Here is a 26,056-nt window from a genome sequence, read left to right on the forward strand (position 1 = left end):
TATTTGCTGATACTGTTATTTGTTGATACTGTTATTTGCTGACTGTTATTTGCTGACACATTTCATCCTTAACTGACAATCTTTCCCAGGAAATAGCCGGGCTTCGCGCTCGTAATTTCCACGTTAGCATATTCACCGGGCGCGAGGTTGGAGCCGCTAATCACAACCGGACGATAAGAGTCCGTACGTGTAAGAACATCCCCCATCTCCGTATACTTCGAGACAAAAACCCTGCCTTTCCAGCCAATTATCTCGTGCTTGGACTCGATCTTTATCTGCTCACAGACTTTATGTAGAGTGTGGGAGCGCTGCACGGAAATCCTGGAATCGAGGTTCCGGAAAGAAAAGGCTTTAGTGTGCGGACGCGGGGAGTATCTGGAAATATTGATCTTTTCCGGGCGGTATTTTTTTACCCATTCTACGGTTTCTTCGAAATCCTCATCAGTTTCCTCGCAGAAGCCAACAATTATGTCGGTAAAAAAGGAGAGATCTTCGAAGCGAGAACGGAATTTCATAATGATTTTATCCACAGCGTCCATTTTATGCAGGCGGTTCATTTTTTTCAGTACAGAGTAAGAGGCAGACTGAATCGGAAGATGGAGGAGCTTGAAAACTTTATCGGAGTCGAAGGCATCTACCAGATCGTCCAGGATAGGAAGAACGGAAAATGGGTTCATCATACCGACCCTTACCTTGAAATCGCCGGGAATTTCCGAGATCATGCGCAGGAGCTCAGGTAGTTTGACGCCTGTATCCATACCGTACTGGCTGTCGTCCTGGGAGGTGAGCCAGATCTCCCGGCAGCCGTCTGCAACTGCTGAGCGAATATCCTTTACGATTTCTTCAAGTGGGAAAGAGCGAAGCTTACCCCTTGCATGCTTTACTATACAATAGGAGCAGGCGAAGTTGCAACCCTGGGAGATCTGGCAGATATGAATATTGGGATTGGAGCGCTCACGTGGAACATTAAGGAAACCCAGGGGCTCCGAAGTCCGCAATTCCAGGTGCTGTCCTCCGGAAATCCCTGACTTTTCCCTCTTTTCGATAGAGGAGAGAAGATCACCCAGACGAGAAATTGCATTTACCCCAAGAATATGGGCTTCAGGGTTTGCATGCAGGATATCTTCAAGCTGGACTTCGGGCATGCAGCCGGAAACAATTACCTGGATGCCTTTCTCGCCCATAATGCGGATCTTATAGAGGATTTTTTGTTCTGTTGTATACTTGACCGTGCAGGAGTTGCATATATAAATCTCTGCCTGACTGGCAGCGCCAGGGCTCAATAACTCATGCCCGAGCCTTTCCACACTTGCCTTCATGATCTCTGCTGATGCCTGGCTTGCAGAACAGCCAAAACTCTCAAGATAGACTTTCATACTCTGCCTTCACAATTTGATTTGACACTTTGACGTGACATTTTTTAATTTTATTTTTTAATTTTATTTTTTGATCTGACATTTTGATTTGGTTTTTTGATCTGACATTTTGATTTGACATTTTGACTTCGTACTGTGGCTTGATATTTTGACTTGACACTTCGAATTGATACTTCGGCTCAAGATTTTACAGTTTGCCCTGATATTTATAACGATGTCCATAATCCATATTCACTGATTATACCAGAAGATACCTGAGAAGATACCTGACCCACACCGGTCCGTGTTTCAAAAAGTGGTGGAAATAAAAAGATGAAAAAAGGATTTACAGGTAGAGTGGAGTCTCCCGCTTATCCTTGATATAAATACTGTCTGTGAACCTGACAGCTCCGGATGCACCCATGGAGACTGTGTGTACTCTGGCATCTCCGCCACCAAAGAGGTTGGCTTCACGCAGGAAGTGACCCGGAGTTACAGCTGTTGCGGAAAAAATTACATCTTTTCCTGGAACAAGTCTATCGGTATCAAGGATGTCATTAAGATTCTCAAGGGTGATTCCCATCTTTTCGAGCCTGGGCATTTTTTCTTCTATTTCTTCCTCGATTTTGTCTTTCGTCTTTCCGTTTGCAACGGTTGGCAGGACAAGCCTTGCAAGGATTTTTCCACCCAGGATCTTGATTGCAGCGGCTGTCAGGACAGCCTCTCCCGAACCACCTGCTCCCATAACCATATGGATCCCTGAGCCGCGGACAGCAGTTGCAACGCCAGGCATAAGGTCTCCGTCGGTGACCAGCCTTACGCGGGCTCCAGCTTCCCGGATTTCGGTTATTTTTTGGACGTGTCTGGGACGGTCAAGAATCACTACCACAAGTTCTTCAATGCTTCTCCCGAGCGCTTTTGCAACAATTTGAAGGTTGTACCTGACAGGGGCGTCCAGATCGATCCTTTCATCAGGGTGGTCCATTTCATAACGAACGACATCCGGACCGACAACTATCTTGTCCATATAGATATCCGGACCGTGGAAGATACCTCCCCTTTCAGCCATAGCCATGACTGCAACCGAACCCGGGCAGCCATCTGCTGTGAGGTTTGTGCCTTCCAGAGGATCGACTGCAATATCAATCTCAAGGTTACCTTTCCCTGTCCCGACCTCTTCTCCGATATAAAGCATAGGGGCTTCGTCCCTCTCTCCTTCCCCTATCTTAATTATGCCTTTCATGTCAAGCTTGTTCAACATCCTTCGCATGGAGGCAACTGCTACCTGGTCGGCAAAGTGCTTGTCCCCGCGTCCCATCTGATATGCTGCTGCAATTGCCGCAGCTTCGGTTACATGAATGAGCCTTGGCAGTAAGTTGTATTCAATAGGCCCGGCACACTCGAACATCTCTTCTACAGTCTTTGGATGAGGCATGATAATCGACTCTTATTTCCTGCTTCCTGATAATATCCTGAAATAAAAATCCTTTTCTAACTATTCCCTTTGTCTGTTTATGTGATCTGTTGGCACAATACTATATTAAGGAATCTATTAGCAAGGTCCGAAGACAGATATTTATCTCATGAAATATCTATCGAAGAAAACCAGATAAAAATATCAATAAGACAGTACAAGGTTGACCCGAATCAATTATAAATACGGAAATATTAAACACGGAAACTTTTTATTACACTCACAACCGAAGTGAAAAAACCATGAAAGTCCACTGCCTCCAGCACCTTAAAAATGAGACTCTTGGAAATATAGGGACCTGGGTGTCCCTGAGAGGGCACAGCCTGACAAAAACCCTGCTTTATGAAAAACCTGTCTTTCCTGAGCCTGAGGACTTTGATTTGCTCCTGATAATGGGCGGTACAATGAGTGTTTATCAGGAAAAGGAGTTCCCATGGCTCAAGCCTGAAAAAGAGTTTGTAAAAAAGGTAATAGATACAGGCAAACCTGTGCTTGGAAGCTGCTTTGGAGCACAGATGATTGCAGAGGTTCTCGGAGGAAAAGTTACCAGAAGTAGGTTCAAGGAAATAGGCTGGCACAGGGTGAAATTTTTACCAGGAAAAGACCCGAACAATGAGAAAGGGATAAGCTCAGAGTTTCCTCCAGGCTTATTTCCTGAATTTACTGCTTTCATGTGGCACGGAGACACTTTTGAAATCCCCGCAGGCGCAGTAAGACTTTTCGAAAGCGAAGCCTGCCTGAATCAGGGTTTTATTTATAGAGGAAACATTCTCGGGCTGCAGTTTCACCCTGAAGCTGACAGGCAGTGGATAGGGAACCTTATAGAGGATTCGGGGCACGAGCTTGTTGAAGGAAAATTCATCCAGTCTAAAGAGGAAATATTCAGGCATGAACATTTTCTTGGAGGCTCCCGAAATATTGCTTTTTCCCTGATGGACTGGTTTGAGAAAAAGTGTGAAAATTGAAGTAGAGGCGAAAAGGTCATAATATGAAATAGGAGCTTAAAAAGATAATCCGGTGTTTAAAAATCAGGTAGGCCTGGGTTTAAGTTGAATCCAGGCATTGATTTAAGTTCTGTTCAATTTAATTTCTGCTTATTTTAAGAAGTCTGCAAGAGCCACTCTTTCGATCACGAGTTCCGGGATATGTTCTTCTCCTGAGGCTTCTATTTCTGCATCTGTAATTTTGAAGAGAGAAAGGATCCCTTTCCTTTTCGCACTGGAATAAGCAAGCAGTTCAGAACACGGTTTTTCTTCGATAAGATTCTGAAGTTCGGAGAAAGCAGGAAGCAAATTATCCATTTTTCCAAGCAGCACGAAAACCGCATTATTTTCTCCTTCATGCAGGCCTATAGAAAAACTCCTTTCAATCTGCCTCTCTCCGGCTGCATAACGCATGATCTCGATGCCCGGGTCTTTTGCAACGTTCCTGCCTGCTGCGACAGCTCTGAGAGCCTTCCCTACTGCAAAATGAAGGTGTCTTTCGCCCGCGATAAGGTCGGCATTCAGACCCTGGATTGTTACTTTGTTTTCGGAAGCTGTTGTGTTTATTGTTTTTAGAAAAACGGGAAGGTTCGGGATTCCCACCGCTCCGCAAATAACCTGGATTTCCCTTTGCATTTCCATACTCCTGCCATATCCCGGACTCTACAATAAGGGTTTCGGTTGAGGAAAATGTGTAATAAAGCAAGCAGGCAATCTGGACCTGATATAAAGGTTTTTATTCTTCCGATGTATATACTTAATGACTAATAAAATTAATAGAGTAGTTATATATATATTATAAAAGTCCCTAATATATTTTGCACTTAAACAGTTCGGAGAGCTAAGTCCATATGTCTCCGGGAAGGTGTTAAACATAAAAAATGATAGGATCAAGTCAGAGTTATGTTTCTGTTCGATTATTCCATCCAATGGCCTTACTGCAGTCTATAAGGAAGCGGAAGAAAGGACAGAGCTTACAGCAGCTTATATTAAGGCAGGGCTGCAACAAAACGAGCGCTGCATCTGGCTTGTCCCGAACCCTGAAAGTGCAGAGTTAGCAAAAGATTTGCTTGCAAACTCGGAGCTGGATGTCGAAAACTGCATAAAAACAGCAAGGCTCAAGATAATCCCCCTGCAGGAAGCGGCAGCCGTTTCTGTCAAGCAGCCTGAGGTTTCAGAGATATATTTTGATTGGAAAGCAGGGGCTCCGCAAAAAGAGATTATTAAGTTTATCCATACAGGAAACTGGCGGTACCTGCGCATCAACCTGGAAGTTAAAACGTTTGGAAAATCAATTACCGGCTCCCTTAAAGAATTAAGACGTATCCTTGCTGAAAATATACCTGAAAAGAAAATCAGGCCACTCTTTATGATTAAAGAGGAAGATCTTTCCCCAGGGGAGGTTTTCGACCTTATAGAAGCCGGGGAAAAATTGCTGACAAGAAGAAATGGAAAATGGAAATTTCTCAGAATAAAGCAAGAAAGTCCGGACAAAAAGTTTAAGACATTACTTGAGAGTTCAGGGGACTCCATTCTCATACATGACATGAAAGGCAGGGTTCTGGAAGCAAACCATGTAGCCTGTGAAATCTTCGGATATACACGTAGCAAAATGCTCGGAAAGCACATTAAAGATTTACGGACCAATATCCACCTTACCGAGTTCGGACAGCAGATAGAGAAGCTAAAACAAACCGGATATTTTATTTTTGAAATGGACTCCCTGAGGAGAGACGGCACGGTTATTCCTCAAGAAATCAACAACAGGCTAATTGAATACGAAGGAGAGGCAGCCGTAATATCCATCGGAAGGGACATAAGTGAAAGGAAGCATACCGAAGAAGCCCTGAGGGATTCGGAAAGAAAATACCGGATGCTTTTTGAAGAGTTCCCCGGAGGAATAGCCCAGTTCGATACAGAGGGAGTTATTACTCTATGCAATGAAAGCTTTGTGAATCTTGTCGGAAACCATGAAAAGGAAAAAATCAGCTTAAATTTACTTAACCTTTTAGAAGAAAAAAATCCTGAAGAAAAAAATCCTGAAGAAAAAAGTGCCACACACCTCCCCGAAGTTCCTATACACTATGATATGAAGTATATATCTGGCAATAAAAATGGAAGGAATGAAAGGATACCTGTTGCGATAACATACAAGCCTCTAATGTCTGAAAACTCAGGATTTGCCGGAGGCATTGTACTCGTAGAGGACCTCACTGAGGTAAAGAGGCTGGAAATTGTAAGGCTTCAGCAGATCGAGTCTCTTCGAAAGCTAGTGGATTCAATACCTGTACCCGCCTTTTGTAAAGACAGGAATGGAATATATATTGCCTGTAACAGGGCTTTTGAAACTCTTATGAGGATGCAAAAAAAGGAAATCCTGGGGAACTCTCTTCGTAGTTTTACCTCTCCTAAATTTGCTGAAAAGTACCATATAATGGATATAGAACTGGTAAAACATAAAACAACCCGGGTCTATGAAACCTCTTTAAAGTTTCCTGATGGTTCTGTACACCAGGTAATGTTCAACAAGTTCGTATTTAGTGGCGTGACAGAAGAAGACTCGGTGCTTCTCGGTATTATAATTGACATAACCGAACGCAAGCAGGCTGAAGAGAAAATGTTTCAGGCAAAAATGGCTGCTGAAGCTGCAAACAAAGCAAAAACCACTTTTATTGTCAACATGAGCCACGAACTGAGAACTCCCCTGAACGCGGTTATAGGTTTCTCAGACCTCCTCTTAAGTGAAACTTTTGGTCCTCTTAACGAGAAACAAAAGAGGTATACTGAAAATATTTCGAACAGCGGTAGCCATCTTCTTGACGTAATCAATGATGTACTGGATATCTCAAGGCTTGAGCTGGGAAATATTGAGCTTTATTATGAAATAGTGGACGTACCCGGAATAATTGAAGAGGTTCAGAGAGTGCTCTCTCCCCTCTCAGTTGAGAAAAATATCAGTATAGAAACTAATATTGGGCAGGGATTGAAAACCATAATTGCTGATAGGGTAAAGCTCAAACAGATCCTTTACAATATTTTGAACAATGCAATTAAGTTCTCTTCCGAAGGCGGGAAAGTAAATATCGTTGCAGAGCTTCGGGAAGATATGGTTGAGATCAGTGTAAAGGACGAAGGTCTCGGCATACATGAGGTTGACTACGAAAAGGTTTTCCAGCCATTCGTACAGATTGATGAGTCCATATCCAGAAAACACGGAGGGGTGGGGCTTGGACTCGCACTCGTCAAAAGGTTTGTCGAACTCCATGGAGGTAAAGTATGGGTAAAAGCAAGTCCCGGAAAAGGCAGTACCTTCATCTTCAGAATTCCGAAAAGACCTGAAAACAAAATCCAGGAAAAAAATGCTACGAATTACTTACAGGTCTTGTATAACCCTGAAATTGAAAAGGAAGAGGAAAGAGTTAGAGAAGAAATAAAATTAAAGGTAACCTGAGAGTTAAAGAAGAAATAAAATTAAGGTTAGTTTGAGGAAAGTAATATTATGGGATAAGAATTAAAGTTAGAAAAAAATAATAAAGAAAATAAAAGAAAAGCCGAAGTTTCAGTATGGGCCCTGAACTATCAAACATTTGAGAACAAACTCAACCACAAGTAACCCAAGCACCACCATTAAAAAAAGAATAAAAAGGTTGAGGATGATCTGGCCGACTTTTGTCCTGACCGACGCCAGTTCATACATCTGGATTCCCATATATAAATATGAAATGGACGGTATATAACCATTTGGAAATCCCCATACTTACCTGAATAGTTGAGCTTGAAAATTCAGGTTAACAAAGAAGTTTCAGGCAATTGCTTTTTTAGCGACCTGCTCTTCGCTGCAATTATCTTCTGCTGATCAGCCTTTTGTTACATTTTATTATTAATGCTCTTCCATTACTCCTTTTTGATCCTTTTCTTCAATTACCTTGACAAAATGCCTGTCTGATAAATCTTCTTTTCCGGACCAGAAAATTGCTTTATGGTATTTCCATACATCAGGGTCAAACTCAAGAATGCCTACATGGACAACAAGTTCAAAGACAAACCAGTAACCTGCAAGCAGATGCCCTAAACGGATCAGTCCCAGAGCATCAATGTTAAACAAAGGCGCAATATACCAGGCTGCAGAGAGAATCCATCCGGAGATAGGGATCCCTAAAGGAGCCCAGGCAATATTGTAAAGCACTATTCCCGTTATGGCAATAACAGCAATTGCAGTGCTTTCTAAAATAATAAGCAGCTTGAGCAGGGGATGAAGTTTAGTAACATAATGTCCCTTGCGTTCATCATAAACCGTAAAAGCAGGGTATTTGCCTTTCCCGAAAAAATTCCTGACAATACCGAACAGACGTTCTGCATCATCCTCTCCGAACATGTAGGATTCCCTGAAATGCCTTATTCTATCCCTAAAACACAACCTCTGCCCTTCGCAGGAAAAGACATTATAGGGGACCAGAAGCCAGTTTGCGACCAGGAAAAAAGGAACTGCAATCATGTGTAGAGTCCGAGCTGTATGAAACTCCATGAAATCCCAGCCAAAATAAATCTTGAACCCTGTGATAAGAAGGGTAAACATAGCAAGTAAATGAACCAGATGAGTAACCCTCTCAAGCCAGGTATACCGTTCAACGACCATCCTTCTGGAAGCAGGTTTCTCAGCAGACCGTACCATATCAAGCCTCCTTAAAGCACCCTGATTATCTGATCCGGATGTTTTCCGGTTCGATCAATTGTATGGACCGCACATGCGAGACAGGGGTCATAGGAGCGGGCGGTATGCAGGATACCAAGAGGGTTTGCATAGTCTACCCCGAGGGCATTTTCAGCAGCTGAGATTTTAGTTCCTATGAGAGCCTGCTCAACAGGGCTCGGAATTCCCTGCGCGTTCCTTGGAGCAAGGTTCCAGGTACTCGGAACCACAGCCTGGTATAGAGTGGTCATGGAGTCCGGACCTGTAGCAATCCAGTGCCCGAGAGCTCCACGCGGAGCTTCCCATAAGCCCATCCCTTCCGAGTCCTTTGCCATGGAAAGGTCGGTATGCACTGCAACCTTTGTATCTGGCTCCAGATCCTGCAAAATCCATTCCATAAGTTCAGGGATAACTACAAGGATCTCCTGCATTCTTGCAATCATCCGGGTATAGTTATTTGCAGGAGAGTAGCCGTTTTCCTCAAAGGCTCTCACCAGTCCTGTAGTGAGAGGTTCCCCCATAATCAGAAGACGGGCAAGAGGTCCAACCTCACAGGGAATACCATTGTAATGGGGAGCCTTTGACCAGGAGTAACGGCTTTCCGACCCTCCCGTGTAATTGATTTTATCGGGATCTCCTTCGGGGACTGTAATCCCATTCCAGGGGGCTCGATCTTCTTCCTCATCAACATAAAATGAATGGGTAATATTCTCCGAAATCTTCCTGTAATCGAATTCTTCAAGTTCCAGATGCCCGTTCATATGACCTGAAGGAATGACCCTGTCATCCGCAGGGCTTGCAGGGTCATACCCATCCCCTTTCTCAGGCTTGAAGAAGAGTCCATAAGAGAGAAAACCGATTTTATCAGGGTCACTGTAACCTCCTGCCCTATCCATTTTCATACTGATAGGCAGGTCAAGAAGCTGTTCCCCTATCAGTTCCGAGCCGAAAGCCGCAAAAAGAGGGACGTCTCCCCAGCCGGAGGAGTGTGAAAAATCATTGCTGGAAAGGGAATTCCCCAGAAGTTCCTGCAGGCGTTCCAGGAGGAAATCGACAGCGTTTTGCGGAGAAGAAGCCCTGTAAGTATTTTCAATCCAGGTATCGGGAGAAACTCCGAGAGTAAATGTTTCAACAAACTCCGCAGTCTTCGAGACATAAGCTGCAAGTTCTCCGATATCTCCTATGTGTGGAGAGTAAACCACTCCTCCTACATGCTGCAGGACAGAATGGGGCATCTTGCCGCCGAAAAGGGAAATTGCTTCATGCAGACGACGAAGTTCGCCTATAGCACCAAGGTAAGAAGAGCCAGCAGGATGACGGATACCATTGTACTGATTAACCAGAGGCGCAAAACGCCCGGATAATTCCCCCCATACTGCGCTCCCCATATCTCCGTGCTGTATCAGGATATCATGATAAGCAGGGTTTGCAAGGTCCGGACCCCAGAGCACATAGATATGGGCAGCATGGCTTGCAATCAGATTCATTCCCTGGTGAATATTCCGCATAACAAGGGCATCTTTGGGGACCTGGTCAGCAACCCCGAAAAGGTCATCCAGAGCATTTGCTGCAGCTATGCTGTGGCATACAGGACAGACCCCGCAAATCCTTTCGGTCATAAGTGCTGCATCCCTGGGGTCATGCTTCTGAAGAAGCCTCTCAAAACCTCTAAAGAGCAAAGCATTGCTCTGGGCATCGGTAATTACGCCGTCTCCGTCAACCTCGGTGTTGATTCTGTAATGCCCTTCAATTCTTGAAACCGGGTCTACGGTTACCTGAACCATTATTTTTCATCTCCGGTTTTTTCTGGAGCATATTCTTCAGAAATATCCTTTTTTTCCTCAGGCTTTTTCAAAACAGTCCTCCTTATGGCGTGAGCACCTGCAGCAAGAAGCGCCCCTCCTATTGCCACGCCTGCTATAGTATCGAGATCAGTACCGACAATTCCGGTATCTTCAATCTCCACGTAAAAAGGTCTGGTGCTGTCAGGAAAACCTGCCTGCACGCAGCCGATACAGGGAGAGCCTGCCTGCGGACAGAAATTGCGGTGTCCGTTCCAGTGGCGAGTGGCACAGTCGGCATGGGAATAGGGGCCCTTGCACCCCAGTTTCCAGAGACATTTTTCTCCCCCAACAGTAAGGTCAAACTCTCCACGGTCATAGAATCCGCGGCGTGGGCAGTTATCGTGCACTGTATGGTCAGGAGGGTAGAAAACTTTAGGACGTTTCCATCTATCCAGCACCTCAGGTAAATCTTCAGGCACCCTGATCTTCCCCAGGGCAAGTGCCCCTATCGTCAGAAAAACCCAGTCCGGATGAGCAGGACAACCATTGATATTGATTACCGGAGTATTGATACTAAGTAGATCGACAATACCCTTTGACGGGTCTTCAAGAGTAAAAGCAATCCCGCGGTGATCCAGAAGCTCATTCACGTCGCTCTCAGCAGCATTTACTCCACTATGGGTCGCACACTGCCCTATTGCAACAATTACCGAGGCATTTCTTGCAGCTCTCTCGTAAACCTCTTTATAGGGCCTGCCTCCAAGGATCAGATATTTCCCTGAGCCGTCAGGCCCATTCGGGACTCCACCCTCAGAAATAAGAATATAGCCTCTTTCGTGTTCAAGAATCTCATCCAGCAAGATTTCAGAATTCAGTTCACTGTTATTTGCTGGCTTTCCATCCACGAAAATTCCCTGCTGCATCATGAGAACTTCCTGATAAAGCAGATTTAGATTAAAAATCTGGAGTAATTCTACAATATCAGGGGATTCTCCGTCCAACATTGATATGCTGCAACCAGTACATTCTACCCCATGGAGCCATACTATTTTAGTTTCAGGGAGTTCATTAAGGGCTTTTGCCATGTCGCTTTTATATGTTTGTAAAAACAGCGAGGCTCCCAGTACCCCAACCGCCTTTATAAAGGTTCGGCGGTCCATCATCATGAAATCAAGATTTTTAAATTTTTCAAGTAAAGATTCTCCACTCGTTCTACTTCCCCCGAAGAAAATAAATAATTTTTATATAGAAATATAATAAAACATAAACCCTATTGTATTAAAAGACTATTACGCCCTTGAACACGGTCATCCAAACTGTATAACCACCGCCTGTCATGGCTATTCTTCAATTTATTAAAACAGTCTAATTACATTCAAAATAAATATGGTTTTTTCTAAAGATTTATATATTTTAATGACCAGTTTATATATTGAAATTTTAAATCTAGTATCTGCAGTGTAATATGGAAAAAACAATACGCGCTGCATACTATAGGGAGTAGAATTATGGATAATGTGGGGAATAGAATATGACTATTGGGGACGGTCACGATTTAAAATCGTCGAGGTTTGCAGGCGACGAGGTTTTAGAGGCTTGCTATGACAAAGAAAGGGTTCTTCGCAGAGGCGATAGCGGCTCAGCAGTAAAAAAAGTTCAGGAAGCTCTGATAATTCTGGACATTCCTGTGCCCAAAGTTGGAGCCAATGGTATCTTTGGCGACGAAACTGAACTGGCTGTCAGGAGCTACCAGGAGGCACGCGGCTTGAAGGTTGATGGGGTAATAGGGCAGGATACTATAGAAAGTCTGGACGCGGAATTCCCCAGGGTAGTACAAGAACCTTCAGTTTCACCAGCAACAGAACCATATGTTTCTGAGGTTCCAACTCCATTGGTACCGGAGCCTCCGGTTAAACCACCCAGGGCATCTGCGGTTAGACTATCCGGGGACTATCCGGAACCTGTAAGAGCGCCTCCGGTCCCAATAGTAGAGGAGCCTCAGGTTCCGCCAGTACAGGCTCCTGTTGTAGAGCGAGTAAGTGCGCCTGTGATCGAACCGGTAAAGGCACCACCTGTTCCGCCTGTACCGGAGGTATCAGCTCAACCGGAGAGTGCAGCCAGGCGTTTAAAAACAACACCGCCTTCAACTGCACCTGTAACTTCACCTGTAACTCCGTTGCCCCCGCAGGCTGACAGCCAGGGCAGAAAATTCCATTCGTCAGGGATATGGAGTGGGGATAGTTACTTTGAAGTCCAGGGTGGCCAATCAATGCACTTTGAGGTGAAAAATATCCATGCTCTTGCATCAACTATCCGGATAAAAGCCAATACTGGAGAAGCTCAAGAAGCTATGATTTTGTCTCAAACAACTGCCACTTTCGAATTCTCCATGGTTGGCAAAGAGCCTTTTAACTGGAGATTTGAGATTGAAACGGATAGTGATGATACAGCTTTACTTGAGTGGTATCTCTACAGTACCTGGGTACCAGGAGATCCAGATAATTTTTGAGCGGAAAGAAAAAATCTTTCCTTTTTTTAATTTGCCTGCTCAGCACGTTCTTTAAGCGCCCGGTTCATCTCGTTAAAGCTACTTTTCGTATCTTTAAGCAATTTAGTAGAAAATGGGATCAGTATCCCGTTAAATTCCTCATGTTGAATGAAACGCACCTGATTCTCATTCAGTGGTTCGATGACAAAGCTGTGCTCGCCGTCAAATATCCAGGGGATAAAAAGACGTCCCAACCAGCATAATTGTCTTTCAGGCCTCGCGACAAGAACGGTTGGATGCAATGTCATAATGAGATTTCCCGCACGCATCTTAGCTGTCAGCTTTTCACCTGGACTTGGAGTTCCGGTCATATTCTGAATAGAGGGATTCCACTGAGGATATGCCTTGAAATCGAGTAACACCTGCCACACCCTGGAAGCAGATGCGTTAATGACTGCTTCAGCCTGAATATCTTTATGAGTAACAGATGTATTTACAGAGACAAGCCTTACTACATGGAGAACTAATAGGAAAAAAAGCATTCCTATCATTAATTTGATAGTAGATTTTGACATTGTTTTCCCCCTCGTTTATAAAATTATCAAATAAATATATTAGATTAAAAAAATCTGTTAATTTATCAAATAAATATATTAAATTAAAAAGAATCTGTTAATATATGTTTTGTATCTTTATATTGATCTTCCATTGATTTTTGTATAGTATATCAAAAATAAAGAAATTCTGCCAATAAATCAATGAGAAAGGGTTTTGAGGTAAAACAGAAAAAAGCCAAAGCAAAAATCAAAGCAAAAATTAAAGCAAAAGTCAAAACAAAAGTCAAAACAAAAGTCAAAAAGAAAAACCAAAAAGAAAAACCAAAAATTACAAAAAATAGATTAAGGAGTGTAAGAAAGCTCGTCCCTGATAAGCACTATAGTTTCATCCACAGCCTCGAGGACTTCAGGACTGATATCACAGGAAATTTCAGTAGCTAATTCTCCGATTTCTATCCCTATTACCACAATTTCCGGAAGCGACTGTACCTGCTCTCCAATTCTCAAAACATCGGTAATTGTAAGGTCGTGCACAGAGACAAGGGTGTGCGGTTCAGCACCTTTTATCAGGTCCCTGCCTTCGATACGATGTATCGAACCTTTCCGACTGCCTGTCAGAACTGCATCGACTATTATGACTTTTTTCGCACCGTCAAGCAAGTTAAGGAGATCAAGCCCACAGACACCTGCATCCGCTATATCAAGGCCTTCGCGTCCTTCGAGTTCCGTTTTTTTAAGGGCTTCGATAACTTTCAGGCCGACGCCATCATTGCCCATTAGAGGGCTTCCGCAGCCCAGGATTCGGACAGGAGCATGTAATATAGACATATTATCACTTTAAAGAGTTGATTATGTGTTTATTATTCTTTTTTAGCTATCGTATTTTTCTAGCTATCGTATTTTTCTAGCAACTTTGGATCCATGCAAACCTATATGCCTATATTACATTCCTTGCATTCTTCCCGGGCTCCGGAATTCTCTGAACGTTAATCTTTTACGACTTCAGAAGGCGTATCGGACGAATCGTGCCAGAGTTCCCTGTCAGGAAGGTGTTTTGGATTGGGCTTAACAATTTCCACATAGTGAGCATCTGACAGGTCCTCTTTTCCGGACCAGAAGATTGCTTTGTGATACTTCCAGACGTGCGGGTCAAACTCAAGGATGCCCACGTGGACAACCAGTTCAAAGATAAACCAGTACGTCAAGAGCAGATGAGAGGCCCTGAGGAACTGCAGGGAACTCATCCCGAATGAAGGTGCAATCAGGTCTCCTGCAGACAGGACCCATGAACCTATAGGGAGCCCGAAAAGTGCCCAGTCAAGCCTGTAAAGTACAACGCCTGAAACGGCAATTGCAAAGATGGCGGTGCCCTCAAGCACAATAAGGATCTTCATTACGGGATGAAGTTTGGTTTTGTAGTGTCCCGACACTTCATCATAAATGGTGAATGCGGGATACTCACCCTTTCCGAAGAAATTGAGGATTATCGCTTTCAGGCGTTTTGCATCTTCAGGACCGAAGACATAATGATCCATGAAATGTGCCAGTTTCTCCTGAACTCCACCTTCGCTTGAAGAGAAGATGTTGTACGGAATAAGGATCCAGTTCACTGCAAGCAAAGCAGGAACCATGATCATATGAAGGGCGCGGGCGTTGTGGAAACTCATAAAGTCCCAGCCTGCGTAGATTTTTAACCCGGTAATGATGAGCACCAGCATTGCCACAGCATGGATGGTGTGGGCCGTCCTGTCAAGGACGGTATAGCGCTCAACAACCATCGGGTTGTCTTTGGATTTCATCTATAGGTCGCCTCCTTATACTATTCTTAAAGTACGTGGAGCGTTTTTCCCGGTAAGGTCAATGGTGTGTACTGCGCATGAAACGCAGGGATCATAGGACCTGCCGATATGAAGGATGTTAACCGGATTGGTGTAATCGACACCAAGAGCGTTGTCTACGGCATTGATATTTGCCCCTATAAGGGACTGCTCTAGAGGACCGGGTACACCTGCACCGTCTCTCGGGGAGAGGTTCCAGGTGCTCGGAACAACTGGCTGATAGGTAATAACCTTAGAGTTGCTGTCGGTAGAGACCCAGTGCCCGAGAGCGCCGCGTGGAGCTTCCCAGAGGCCCATACCTTCGGAATTCTTTGCCATTGAAAGGTCGGTGTCAACAGCGATCTTGCCGTTAGGGTCATAATCGACAGTTACCCACTTAAGGAGCTCATTTGCGATAATGGCTGTTTCCTGGATGCGGGCCATCATTCTTGTGTAAACGTTAGCCGCAGAGTAACCGTTCTCGTTAAAGGCCAGAGCAAGTCCGGTCACAAGAGGCTCTTTAGCTGCAAGCATACGTGCAAGAGGTCCGACTTCACAGGGAACTCCGTCATATCTCGGAGCCTTATTCCAGGTGTACCTGCTCTCGGAACCCTGATCGAAGCGGATTGCTTCAGGATCGGTAAACGGATTGGTCTCACCTTTTGAAGGATGGACATCAGTTGTGTCTTCATAGAAGGCGTGAGCAACACTCTCGGTAATCTTGCTTGCATCAAAATTCTGATATTCGAGGCTTCCGGTTACTACGCCTGAAGTCAGGAAGCGGTCTCCTGCAGGGCTGTTCGGGTCATATCCGTCCCCATTATCAGGGTTGTAGAACCCACCATATGAAAGGAAGGCGATCTTGGAAGGGTCGCTGTATCCGCCGATTTTGTCATGTTTGAGGCTTGCAGGAAGGTCAAGAAGGGTCTCTCCAACAAGTTCGGAACCGAAGGCAGCATAGAATTCCGCATCTCCCCAGCCGGCTTCTCTACTGAAGTCGTTTGAGTCTACGGATTTGTCAACAAGGCCTTTGAGGTTTTCAACCACGAAATTTACAGCTTTCTGAGGGGAGCTTGCCTTATAGGTGTTTTCAATCCAGGTATCGAATGGAACTTTCAGAGTGTAATTCGAAACAAAGTCCATGACCTGAAGGTAGTAAGAAGAAAGCTTGCCAATATCTGCCACATTCGGCTTGTAAGTATATCCGCCCGGATAGGAAGTTACCTGATGAGGCATTTTTCCGCCGATGACTGCAATGGCTTCCTGAAGACGTTTCTTTTCAGGAATTGCTGCAAGGTAGGAAGAGCCTGCAGGTATAGCTTCCCCATCGATCTTGTAGCTGATCGGGGCAAACCTGCCAACCATTTCTTTCCAGACTGCGTTTCCGGTCTCTCCGAGAGGAGTGAGGACATCACGGTACGCAGGGTTTGCAAGGTCAGGGCCCCAGAGAATATAGATATGGGTAGCATGGCTTGCAATAAAGTTCAGAGCCTGATTGATGTTTCTGGCTACAAGTGCATCTTTCGGAACGGTGTCAGCCACGCCGAAGAGCTGGTCAAGGGCGTTGGCAGCTGTGAGGGAATGGGAAGTCGGACAGACACCGCAGATCCTCTGGACAAGAAGGGCTGCGTCTCTCGGGTCCTGGTTCTGCAGCATTCGTTCAAAGCCTCTAAACATGAGGCAGGAGCTCTGGGCATCGGTTATAATGCCCTCAGCATTTACTTCAGTGGACAGGCGAAGGTGACCTTCAATCCTGGTTAAGGGGTCGACTGTAACGTTTACCATTTTTTATTCACTCTCCTTTCATTCTCCGAACAGCATGTACCCCTGCAACTACGGTAGCAGCACCGACTGCAGCTTTGGATAATGTGTCAATATTTGCCCCAAGAAGCACGCCCTTGTCTTCAGCTTCAACATAGAAAGGTCTTGCCGAGTCCGGGAAGCCGGGTTCAACACAGGCAATACAGGGAGAGCCTGCCTGAGTACACATGCTTACGGAACCATTCCAGCGGCGAATGGCACAGTCTGCGTGAGAGTAAGGAGCTTTACAGCCTAATTTCCAGAGGCATTTTTCTCCGCCAATCTGCTCGTCGAACTCTCCACGGTCATAGTAACCGCGGCGGGGGCAGTTTTCATGCACTGTGTGGTCAGTAGGGAAAAAAACAGTGGGTCTTCCATACTTATCAAGGACGGTATCCAGGTCGTCAGGAATCTTAATCTTGTTAAGGATTACCGCACCCAGGGTAAGGAGAATCCAGTCAGGGTGTGCAGGACATCCAGGGATGTTAATTACAGGTTTGTGAATGCCAAGCTCTGTGAGCATGCCTTTTGAACTTTCTTCCTTTGTAAAAGCTACTCCCCTGTAATCCAGAACATCGGAAACAGCGCTGCTTGCACAGGTAATTCCTCCATAAGTGGCACAGGTTCCAACTGCAAGGATAGCATTTGCACGTGTTGCAGCTTTTTCAAAGAGTTCTTTAAAAGTCCTGTTCCCGATAACGCAGTAACGCCCCGAGCCGTCCGGACCGTTTGCAATTGCACCTTCCACAACAAGGATATAGTTGCCTTCTTCGATAAGTTCGTCAACTAAAAGCTCCGAGTTCAATTCAGAAGTGTTTACAGGCTTGCCGTCGACAAATAGCCCCTGCTGGGCAAGGAGAGTCTCATGGTAAGCAATGTTAACATTGAGCTTGCTGATTGCCTGGACAATATCAGGATTGCCCCCGTTTAGAATGGATTCGGAACAGCCGGTGCACTCAGCACCATGAAGCCAGATAATCTTTGTCTCTGCAAACTCAAGCGCACTTACAATCTCTGTTTTATAGGTGCCGAGGAATGTAGTTGCACCAAGCACGCCTACAGCCTTCATGAAAGTACGCCGGTCTAGTTTTAAAAAGTCTAAACTATCCAGTGTACGGATAAGATTCTTCATTCCAGTACTCATCTCTACCACATCTTGTTTTTTACCCAAATTATATGTACGAAAGAAAATCTTGATTTTAATTTCCACTGAAATTATATAAATGAGTATATAAATATACCGATAATGTTTTCAATGAGGGAATAGTATTTAAGGTTTTTTACACGATGTGATAAATATATTAATACGGTAGATGGAATTTTTTTAATAAACATAAAAATATAATAGTTTGTTTAAATAAATAATCCATCTTAACATACATGATAAACCGGTAAAAGACACTTTAGCAGGACCAGCTAGCCTTAAAGAAAAAAAATAATTCCCTCTTTAGAGGAATTCTCTATCCAGAAATTCAAGATGAAATGTAAAAATATGACTTGAAACCGGAGATTTGTAACACAAAATATGAAGAATCAATACAAAATTAATAAGCCTCCAGAGAAAACAAAAACCATTTACAATACGGGAAGGAAATTTAATAACAGGAGTAAACTCACGACAAGCATAATGTATGACTTGTCCCCTGTCAGGTTCCAGAAAAAACTGAACCTCTTATTTTCACAGTTATTCCCTGAGGAATCCCTCTATTTATTGTTAACCTACATATTAATAACTCATCAACCCGTAACTATACTCTCAGCCTGTAGATGTACAAAGCCTTGAACTCGTACTTTAAGCCTTATGTACTTGATAATCAGCGGCTTATACTTGTGTTCTTATCTATTCTCAGATGCAGTATCAAGATACCTGTATCCTCAGTTGATTAACCTCTACTTTCGTACTGATTAATGCTTCCCTATCGATCGTTTTTTGAGTTATGTAAATCCACACATGGAGCCTTAATCAGCAGTGTACGCAGAACCGTGCTCATTTCTGCATTATTGTCAACCATCCAAATGACAATTTATTAGCACCCTCATTTTTGAAAAAAGTGCATAAGGAAGTTTTTAAAGTAAAGAAACGTTTTGAAAAAAATAGCTTTTTTTATATGAAAACGTTAAGAAAGGGCTTAAAATATTAATAATTTGATACAAATATTGGATAAAAACACCCATAAAATAGTCAGAACAGATTTTAGAGTATTATTATCAGAGTTTCCTGGCCTGCTCTAAAATAAGAGCAAAAAACATGTATAAATTTTGAAGGCGAAATTAAAAAACAAAAAGGATATAAAAGAGAACTATACAATTGTGCAAAATAAAATTATTAATATACTTATTTTTATAAAATCCAGTGATTTAGTTCCCGTATATCCCCGTATACCACATTAGTGTACTATATTTTCATACTATATTTTCATACTATATTTTCATACTATATTTTCATACTATATTTTTAGTATGCCATAAACCCTGTATATTAGCTGCATTCGTTTAGTCATAAGAAGTAAGGGCAGACGAAAAATAAGAGCGGTTAGGGAAGGTAAGTTCCTCATCAATCATTAACCTCAGAATTATAACCTTGGTAAAAGTCTTCTCAAAAGAGATCATTAAACTGAACCAAATACTAATTCTCAAAATATTAATTCAGATATCAGTTAAATATCAATTCAAGCATCATTCAAATAGAATTCGAGCATAACTTCAAGTATCAATTCAAGTGTTAATTAAAGCACTATTCAAAATCAATTAAAGCATTATTCAAAATCAATTAAAGCGTCGTTCAAGTATTATTCAAATAGAATTTTTAAGTATCAATTCAAATGAAGAGTAATTGCATTCAAACCAGTCCTCTTAAAAAACAGTCCTCTTAAAAGATTGTTCTTATTGGACTGTTTTAACTGAAAATAGATTTCGTATTACCAGATTTTGAAAAGAAAAAGAAGAGAAAAGCAGGAAAGAAAAACAGTAGAGGTAATATGTGTATAGCTATTCCTGGAAAAATTAAGGGCATCGTCAACGAAAACACTGCCACGATTGATATGGGCGGGATATGCAGAGATGTAAACATGGACCTGCTCGGAGGTGCCAGTGAATCTCTGCTCGGGAAATATGTCCTTGTCCACGTTGGGTACGCAATATCTGAAATCTCGAAAGAAGAGAGTGAAGAAACCATGCGCCTGCTCAGGCAGATATCAGGCCTTGAAGATTCAGATATCTTTGAAACGAGGTTCTCCGAAGAAACGGACGCTGAATGAAATGGAAAACAAGGACTCTTCTTTAAAGCCCGCTCTGCCTGATCTTGAAAAAAAGCTTCTGGAAAGGATTTACGCTTCTGAAACTTCACTCCGCATAATGCATGTCTGCGGCACTCACGAAAGGACCATATCAAAATACGGGATCAGAAGTGTGCTTCCGCAGAATATGGAAGTCATAAGCGGTCCCGGATGCCCGGTATGCGTTACCCCCGAAAAAGACATTGACATTGCAATTGCCCTTGCAAAGAGTGGAGTAGCTGTAGTCACTTTTGGGGATATGATGAGGGTCCCGGGCTCGGCAGAAAGCCTGCTGGATGCAAAGTCTGAAGGAGCAGACGTAAGGATGGTCTACAGCATTGATGATGCTGTATCCCTTGCAAATAAAAAGCCTGAGCTTGATGTTGTTTTTTTTGGGATAGGCTTTGAGACCACAGTCCCTGCAAATGCAGCTGCCCTCCTAAGGAATACACCTGAAAACTTCAGCCTACTTGCCTCCCAGAAGCAAACTCCTCCTGCAGTAGAGCTTCTTGCCAGAGATGCCGAAGTTGATGCTTTTATCGCTCCAGGGCATGTAGCAACCATTATAGGGACAAAGCCCTTCGAACCTCTTGCAGAAAAAGGCTTTCCTGTTGTTGTAAGCGGGTTTGAGGCAAGAGACATCCTGCTAGGAATAAATCTGCTCCTGGAGCAGGCAGAAAAAGGAGTCTCAAGAGTTGACAATGGATATCCGAGGGTTGTAAAGGCAGAGGGGAACAAAATAGCGCTGAAACTGATGAATGAGATATTCGAAACCTCGGAGTCCGAATGGAGAGGCATTGGCAACATAGAGGGTTCGGGGCTTGTTCTCAGGAAAGAGTATGAGGAGAAAGACGCCTCAAAAAAGCACGAAGACCTTTACGCCGTTTCCCTTGCAGAGATTAGAGCTAAATCGGACAAAAAGGATAAGAAGCGCTGTATCTGTGCAGCTATCCTCACAGGGAAAGCAAAACCCTCCCAGTGCCCGAGCTTTGGGAAAGACTGCACCCCTAAAAATCCGACAGGCCCCTGTATGGTCAGCCAGGAAGGTATGTGCTATAACTGGTTTAGATACTCGCGGGAAGGGGGAAGCAGGTTTGCATGAGTATTCCATAGCCTGTGAGATCTTTGAGCAGGTAATAGCAACTGCAGAAGCTCACGAAGCCCTGGAAGTCAGGCATATAATCCTGGAAGTGGGGAGGCTTGCTCATACAAATCCGGATCAGTTGAACTTCTGTTTTAAGGCAATTGCAGAGGGGAGCATTGCCGAAAATGCGGAGTTTGTCGTAGAGATGATACCACCTTCCCTGGAATGTGAGTGCGGATACACAGGCACTGTGGACGAAACACAGATCGGAAAAGATGGCGAACTCCGAAGCGAACTTCTGGAATACATAGCAGCGCTTGAATGCCCGGTATGCGGAAGAAATGCTCGCATCACAGGTGGTAGAGAGCTGATTATAAAAAGTATTGATATTGAGACAGAAGTAGAAAAATAAACTTCAAAGCAGGCAAATATATAAATGTGGTAAAAGGTAGCAGGTTTATAAAATATACTTACAAAAAATCCACTTAAATACCCACTAAAATTCACAATAGATTCACTATAAATTCAACTCGAAATTCAACTAAAAATTCAACTAAAAAACTTCATTCAAACATACATACCTGGACATATTTCCTGCTCCACAAAGTTGAATTCAATAGCAATGAGTGATTTTCCATCAAGATAACCAGTAACCCCGAGTGATGTTTATGTTAATGCATGTAATCCACATGGGACACGATGTGTTCAAGGCAAATGACAAAATCGCCGAAAAAAACAGGAAGGCTCTTGACAAACATGGAGTCTTCTCAGTCAACGTTATGGGAGCCATCGGGTCAGGAAAGACCACTCTAATCGAAGAGGCTGTCAGGCACCTCAAAGAAAAGTACAGAACAGCGGTAATCGCAGGTGATGTTATCGCAGAGATGGATGCCTCACGCTTTAGAAAACTCGGGGTGCCGACAATCCCTGTAAATACGGGAAAGGAATGCCACCTGGATGCAAAGCTGGTGGAAAAAGCCCTCGATGAGATCGATCTTGAAAATACGGACCTTCTTATCATTGAAAATGTAGGCAATCTGATCTGTCCTGTGGACTTCAAGCTTGGAGAACATCTCAGAGCAGTTGTGGTGAGCGTCACTGAAGGAGATGACATCATCCTGAAACACCCCATGATTTTCAAAACTGCAGAACTTGCAGTCATAAACAAGGTCGACATTGCCCATGCAGTTGATGTTGACTCCGAAAAAATGAGGGACGACATTCTCTCCTTAAACCCTGACGTGCCGGTTATCCTAACATCAAAACACGACTGGGAGAGCCTTGAGACCTGGATAAGCTTTATTGAACTCGGGCTCAGAAGAGCACAGGAAGCTCAGAGAAATTAAGCCGATTCAAAGCGATTCAAACGCTGATAAAAGGAAAAGGAGACCGGACATGAAAGCCAATACTATTTCCCTGGAGCACGGGGCAGGCGGAGAAGTGATGCAGGCGCTCATAGGGGAGATTATCCTTAAGAATTTCCATAACAAAAGCGCAGGCTCGATAGGGCTTGACAGCCTTGATGACGGGTCTACGGTCAGACTTGAAAACTTTAACCCTGCCTCCGAACTTGTGCTGACAACAGACAGCCATGTGATAACCCCTGCTTTCTTCCCGGACACAAATATAGGACGCCTGGCGGTTTCAGGCACCATTAATGACCTCACTGTAATGGGAGCAAAGCCCCTTGCCCTTACCTGCTCAGTCATAATCCCTGAGGGCTTTCCAATCCATGAGTTTGAAGAGATAATCAAAACAATGGATAAAACCGCTACTGAGGCTGGAGCGCCCATAATTACAGGCGATACCAAGACCATGGAAAAAACCGCCCTTGACTCAATCATCCTGAATACAACTGGCCTCGGCATAACGGACAGCCCTGTAAGGGACTCAGGCCTGAAGCCAGGAGACCGGCTCCTTGTCACTGGCACTATAGGCGACCATGGGATCTCTCTTATGGCTCACAGGGAAGGCTTTGACTTCGATACTGATCTTGTCTCGGACTCCGCACCCCTCTGGAAACTTATAGAGCCAATCCTGAAAATAAAAACACCGGAAGGAAAACCGGTAGTTACAGCTATGAAAGACCCGACTCGGGGCGGGCTTGCAAACGCCCTCAACGAGATGGCATCAAAATCCGGGGTTGGAGTCATGCTTGAAGAAGACCTGATCCCCTTCAAGCCCGCAGTCACTGCAGCCTGTGAAATGCTGGGCCTTGATCCCCTTGAAGTGGCAAATGAAGGAAAAGCCATCATCGGAGTCAAATCCGGCTTTGAAGAAGAGATTCTTTCGATCTTGAAGCAACACCCCTACGGCAGGGACGCAGCTCTTATCGGAGAGGTTACTGCAGAAAACAAAGGAGAAGTAATCCTCAGGAACCGCTTCGGCGGCATGCGTTATGTGGATGTCCCGGCTGGAGATCCGATTCCCAGAGTATGTTAAGAGGGAAGGCTGCTGATAGATCAGACAGCCGCCTGGTTATCTCAGAAAGGTGCAATCAAGATTCCTCCTTTACCTTTTCAGAGAAATACTTACCTTAACCCTGGAAACCACTTTTTAATTCACAGGCAATACGCGTCTCCGCCAGCTTGTCTGGCGGCCCTTCAAAAAAAGAAAGAGAAAGAGACCTAAATAGAGCATTTTTTCAGGCATCTAATTCTTTTTTATTTGCTATCATACTGAGTTTCGGTTATTTTTATTTGCGGGTTTCTATTGTTCCCTCTTGGTTTCTTACAGGCCTTCTCGATCGTTTTTACTTAGGCTTTTCTCTTTTTTTATGTCCTATATCTTCTTTTTATCTTCTTTACTGTATTCTTAGGAAAGCCACTCTCCTGTATCGAACGTGACAGAAACGACCCAGTATGATGAATAAGGTTGTACTGGTTATAAATATTTGAAAAGTAGCTCGAGCAAAGTTCATTACTAAAACTTATAAATTAGTCCTCTTGAGCGAAACGGAGTGGAGCGAAAAGGACGCGTACTCCCGAGGCGCAATTCGGGCGAGGTACAATTAGGGCGAGGTACAATTAGGGCGAGGCGAAATTCGGGGCAAGGCACTTTTGGCGATAACGGTCATTGCATACCTCGTTTATTATTATGCAATCTGAAGTGAGAACTATTTTTAAGGCTGTAGAAAGAAGATTCCATGCATGGAGCTAAAATCGAGAAACGATATAAATAATGTCAGGCGAGAAAGAGTAAATAAAGAGAAAAATAAAGCATGGAAAAGTAGGGTGATAAGATGATAATACATTTTAAAGGGAAGAGCCCGAAGATTGCTGAAACGGCTTTCGTTGCGGATTCTGCAAACTTAATCGGAGATGTTGAGGTAGGGAGTTTTTCAAGCATATGGTTTAATGCCGTGCTCCGGGGAGATCAGAACAAAATAGAGATAGGAAACAGGACAAGCATTCAGGACGGCGTGGTGATTCATGCGGACCCTGAAAATAGGGTCCAGGTTGGCGATAATGTGTCAGTAGGGCACGGGGCTGTGCTTCACGGGTGCAAAATAGCAGATAATGTACTTATTGGCATGAACTCAACCGTGCTGAACGGGGCAGAGATAGGGGAAAACTCCATCGTGGGAGCAAATGCGCTTGTGCCTCAGGGGAAGAAGTTTCCGGCTAACAGCCTTATTATCGGAGTCCCGGGGACGATAAAAAGGGAGACAAACGAGGCAGAGGTTGAGGCTATAAAAGAAAATGCAGCGGAGTATGTAGAGATGGCCGGAGAGTATAGAGAAGAGATGAAGAAATACGCCTTCGCAGCATCAAACTCAATGACCTGAACAGGAAGTAAACAGGGAAGAAATGGCAGAAGTAAATCCAGATTACTGAAATTGCTCCTGCTACTATTGCGAGCACGGTTAATAAGTTATTGTCGGCGGCGTTTAGCTTAAAAACAATTATATTGGCACTATACCTGTCTGTTTATAATCTTTATGGCGAACAATTGGTTATCGTAGCTACTGGACATTCGGTCTGAATATTTTTCGGATACACCATCATCAGGCGGTCCATGTAGCCGACACTGCAAATATCGTTAAATATAGTGCTCAGTAATTGCTCGGATACCACGCTTTTTGGATTCCCCTTTGCGACCAGGCCTCCCCGGTACATGACAACAACATCGTCACAGAACCATGAGATGTGGTTGGGGTCATGGCTGCAGGCCAGTATGGTCGTCCCTTTCGCGGATATCTTCTTCAGAATATTCCAGATCCGTATCTGGTTGCAGAAGTCCAGGGCGGACGTGGGCTCATCCAGCAGCATCAGCGGCGTTTCCTGTGCCAGAGCCCTTGCAATGAGCACCAGCTGGCGTTGGCCGCCGCTAAGCTGGTTATAGGGCTTATCGGCGAGATGGGAGATCTCGAGCATTTCCATGGCTTCCCTGACCTTATTCCTATCACCCTCAGAAATGCCGAAGATACCCCCCATGTGAGGAGTCCTGCCCATCAGCACGACTTCCTTGACTAGATACGGAAAAGGCGGCTTATGTTCCTGGGGCACGTAGGCGACAAGTTTTGCCAGCGCCCCGATCTTTTTCTTCTTGACGTCGCACCCGTCAATGGATACGCCGCCGCTATTGTACTTAAGAAAGCTCATGCAGCACTTGAACAGGGTTGTCTTCCCTGAACCATTTGGCCCGAAAAGCCCGCATAAGGAACCTTTCTTTACCCTGAATGAAACGTCTTTGAATACGGGTACGCTGTTGTACCCGAAGCTCAGGTTATCTACTTTTAACATATAA

22 protein-coding genes are annotated in these 26,056 nt (G+C 44.1%); 9 read left to right on the forward strand and 13 right to left on the reverse strand.

Annotation, left to right across the window (positions count from 1 at the left end):
- Positions 1 to 68: 68 nt before the first annotated feature.
- Both ACZ5A8_RS16700 and glpX read right to left on the reverse strand, forming a co-directional pair.
- Positions 69 to 1,376, reverse strand: a complete 1,308-nt coding sequence (locus ACZ5A8_RS16700; RefSeq protein WP_464530427.1) for a tRNA (N(6)-L-threonylcarbamoyladenosine(37)-C(2))-methylthiotransferase — start codon at positions 1,374 to 1,376, stop codon at positions 69 to 71.
- Between the two features lie 325 nt (positions 1,377 to 1,701).
- A complete protein-coding gene (gene glpX / locus ACZ5A8_RS16705; RefSeq protein WP_464530429.1) occupies positions 1,702 to 2,790 on the reverse strand; it encodes a class II fructose-bisphosphatase in 1,089 nt (362 codons plus the stop codon).
- A 281-nt stretch (positions 2,791 to 3,071) separates the two neighbouring features.
- On the opposite strand from glpX, the gene ACZ5A8_RS16710 reads away from it, so the two are divergent.
- Complete coding sequence (locus ACZ5A8_RS16710; protein ID WP_464530431.1) at positions 3,072 to 3,794, forward strand: type 1 glutamine amidotransferase; 723 nt, start codon at positions 3,072 to 3,074, stop codon at positions 3,792 to 3,794.
- Positions 3,795 to 3,923: 129 nt separating this feature from the next.
- On the opposite strand, the gene cgi121 is transcribed toward ACZ5A8_RS16710, so the two are convergent.
- Positions 3,924 to 4,454 (reverse strand): KEOPS complex subunit Cgi121, encoded by a 531-nt coding sequence (gene cgi121, locus ACZ5A8_RS16715; RefSeq protein ID WP_464530433.1) that lies wholly within the window; start codon positions 4,452 to 4,454, stop codon positions 3,924 to 3,926.
- Positions 4,455 to 4,677: 223 nt separating this feature from the next.
- On the opposite strand from cgi121, the gene ACZ5A8_RS16720 reads away from it, so the two are divergent.
- Complete coding sequence (locus ACZ5A8_RS16720) at positions 4,678 to 7,263, forward strand: PAS domain S-box protein (RefSeq protein ID WP_464530435.1); 2,586 nt, start codon at positions 4,678 to 4,680, stop codon at positions 7,261 to 7,263.
- Between the two features lie 108 nt (positions 7,264 to 7,371).
- On the opposite strand, the gene ACZ5A8_RS16725 is transcribed toward ACZ5A8_RS16720, so the two are convergent.
- The 4 genes from ACZ5A8_RS16725 to ACZ5A8_RS16740 all read right to left on the reverse strand — a co-directional run bounded on the left by ACZ5A8_RS16725 (position 7,372) and on the right by ACZ5A8_RS16740 (position 11,452).
- Positions 7,372 to 7,521, reverse strand: coding sequence for a hypothetical protein (locus tag ACZ5A8_RS16725; protein WP_464530437.1), 150 nt, complete (start codon positions 7,519 to 7,521; stop codon positions 7,372 to 7,374).
- Positions 7,522 to 7,692: 171 nt separating this feature from the next.
- A complete protein-coding gene (locus ACZ5A8_RS16730) occupies positions 7,693 to 8,484 on the reverse strand; it encodes a cytochrome b/b6 domain-containing protein (protein WP_464530439.1) in 792 nt (263 codons plus the stop codon).
- Between the two features lie 11 nt (positions 8,485 to 8,495).
- Positions 8,496 to 10,286, reverse strand: a complete 1,791-nt coding sequence (locus tag ACZ5A8_RS16735; RefSeq protein WP_464530441.1) for a nickel-dependent hydrogenase large subunit — start codon at positions 10,284 to 10,286, stop codon at positions 8,496 to 8,498.
- Positions 10,286 to 11,452, reverse strand: coding sequence for a hydrogenase small subunit (locus tag ACZ5A8_RS16740; RefSeq protein ID WP_464530443.1), 1,167 nt, complete (start codon positions 11,450 to 11,452; stop codon positions 10,286 to 10,288). The genes ACZ5A8_RS16735 and ACZ5A8_RS16740 overlap by 1 nt, the downstream gene beginning before the upstream one ends.
- Before the next feature lie 365 nt (positions 11,453 to 11,817).
- Here ACZ5A8_RS16740 and ACZ5A8_RS16745 point away from each other — a divergent pair, with 365 nt between their 5' ends.
- On the forward strand, positions 11,818 to 12,795 hold the full coding sequence (locus ACZ5A8_RS16745; RefSeq protein ID WP_464530445.1) for a peptidoglycan-binding domain-containing protein: 978 nt from the start codon (positions 11,818 to 11,820) through the stop codon (positions 12,793 to 12,795).
- Positions 12,796 to 12,821: 26 nt separating this feature from the next.
- On the opposite strand, the gene ACZ5A8_RS16750 is transcribed toward ACZ5A8_RS16745, so the two are convergent.
- The 5 genes from ACZ5A8_RS16750 to ACZ5A8_RS16770 all read right to left on the reverse strand — a co-directional run bounded on the left by ACZ5A8_RS16750 (position 12,822) and on the right by ACZ5A8_RS16770 (position 18,119).
- Positions 12,822 to 13,349, reverse strand: a complete 528-nt coding sequence (locus tag ACZ5A8_RS16750) for an SRPBCC family protein (RefSeq protein WP_464530447.1) — start codon at positions 13,347 to 13,349, stop codon at positions 12,822 to 12,824.
- A gap of 324 nt (positions 13,350 to 13,673) precedes the next feature.
- Positions 13,674 to 14,159: a hydrogenase maturation protease gene (locus ACZ5A8_RS16755; protein WP_464530449.1), complete on the reverse strand. Its 486-nt coding sequence runs from the start codon at positions 14,157 to 14,159 to the stop codon at positions 13,674 to 13,676.
- A gap of 158 nt (positions 14,160 to 14,317) precedes the next feature.
- Positions 14,318 to 15,130: a cytochrome B gene (locus ACZ5A8_RS16760; RefSeq protein WP_229391341.1), complete on the reverse strand. Its 813-nt coding sequence runs from the start codon at positions 15,128 to 15,130 to the stop codon at positions 14,318 to 14,320.
- A 15-nt stretch (positions 15,131 to 15,145) separates the two neighbouring features.
- Positions 15,146 to 16,933 carry a nickel-dependent hydrogenase large subunit gene (locus ACZ5A8_RS16765; protein WP_464530451.1) on the reverse strand — a complete coding sequence of 596 codons (1,788 nt, stop codon included), beginning with the start codon at positions 16,931 to 16,933 and terminating at the stop codon, positions 15,146 to 15,148.
- 7 nt (positions 16,934 to 16,940) lie between these two features.
- Positions 16,941 to 18,119, reverse strand: coding sequence for a hydrogenase small subunit (locus ACZ5A8_RS16770; protein WP_464530453.1), 1,179 nt, complete (start codon positions 18,117 to 18,119; stop codon positions 16,941 to 16,943).
- A gap of 1,807 nt (positions 18,120 to 19,926) precedes the next feature.
- Here ACZ5A8_RS16770 and ACZ5A8_RS16775 point away from each other — a divergent pair.
- The 6 genes from ACZ5A8_RS16775 (at position 19,927) to ACZ5A8_RS16800 (ending at position 25,094) form a co-directional block, all read left to right on the forward strand.
- Complete coding sequence (locus ACZ5A8_RS16775; protein ID WP_229391343.1) at positions 19,927 to 20,205, forward strand: HypC/HybG/HupF family hydrogenase formation chaperone; 279 nt, start codon at positions 19,927 to 19,929, stop codon at positions 20,203 to 20,205.
- A 1-nt stretch (position 20,206) separates the two neighbouring features.
- Entirely contained in the window at positions 20,207 to 21,325 is a 1,119-nt protein-coding gene (gene hypD / locus ACZ5A8_RS16780; RefSeq protein WP_464530455.1) for a hydrogenase formation protein HypD, read from the forward strand.
- Positions 21,318 to 21,719 (forward strand): hydrogenase maturation nickel metallochaperone HypA, encoded by a 402-nt coding sequence (gene hypA / locus ACZ5A8_RS16785; protein ID WP_464530457.1) that lies wholly within the window; start codon positions 21,318 to 21,320, stop codon positions 21,717 to 21,719. The genes hypD and hypA overlap by 8 nt, the downstream gene beginning before the upstream one ends.
- Before the next feature lie 262 nt (positions 21,720 to 21,981).
- Positions 21,982 to 22,653, forward strand: a complete 672-nt coding sequence (gene hypB, locus ACZ5A8_RS16790; RefSeq protein WP_464534180.1) for a hydrogenase nickel incorporation protein HypB — start codon at positions 21,982 to 21,984, stop codon at positions 22,651 to 22,653.
- A gap of 49 nt (positions 22,654 to 22,702) precedes the next feature.
- Entirely contained in the window at positions 22,703 to 23,749 is a 1,047-nt protein-coding gene (hypE, locus tag ACZ5A8_RS16795) for a hydrogenase expression/formation protein HypE (RefSeq protein ID WP_464530459.1), read from the forward strand.
- Positions 23,750 to 24,548: 799 nt separating this feature from the next.
- Positions 24,549 to 25,094: a gamma carbonic anhydrase family protein gene (locus ACZ5A8_RS16800; RefSeq protein ID WP_464530461.1), complete on the forward strand. Its 546-nt coding sequence runs from the start codon at positions 24,549 to 24,551 to the stop codon at positions 25,092 to 25,094.
- 151 nt (positions 25,095 to 25,245) lie between these two features.
- On the opposite strand, the gene ACZ5A8_RS16805 is transcribed toward ACZ5A8_RS16800, so the two are convergent.
- Positions 25,246 to 26,052, reverse strand: coding sequence for an ABC transporter ATP-binding protein (locus tag ACZ5A8_RS16805; RefSeq protein WP_464530463.1), 807 nt, complete (start codon positions 26,050 to 26,052; stop codon positions 25,246 to 25,248).
- Positions 26,053 to 26,056: the final 4 nt, after the last annotated feature.

The organism is Methanosarcina subterranea, assembly GCF_055385895.1.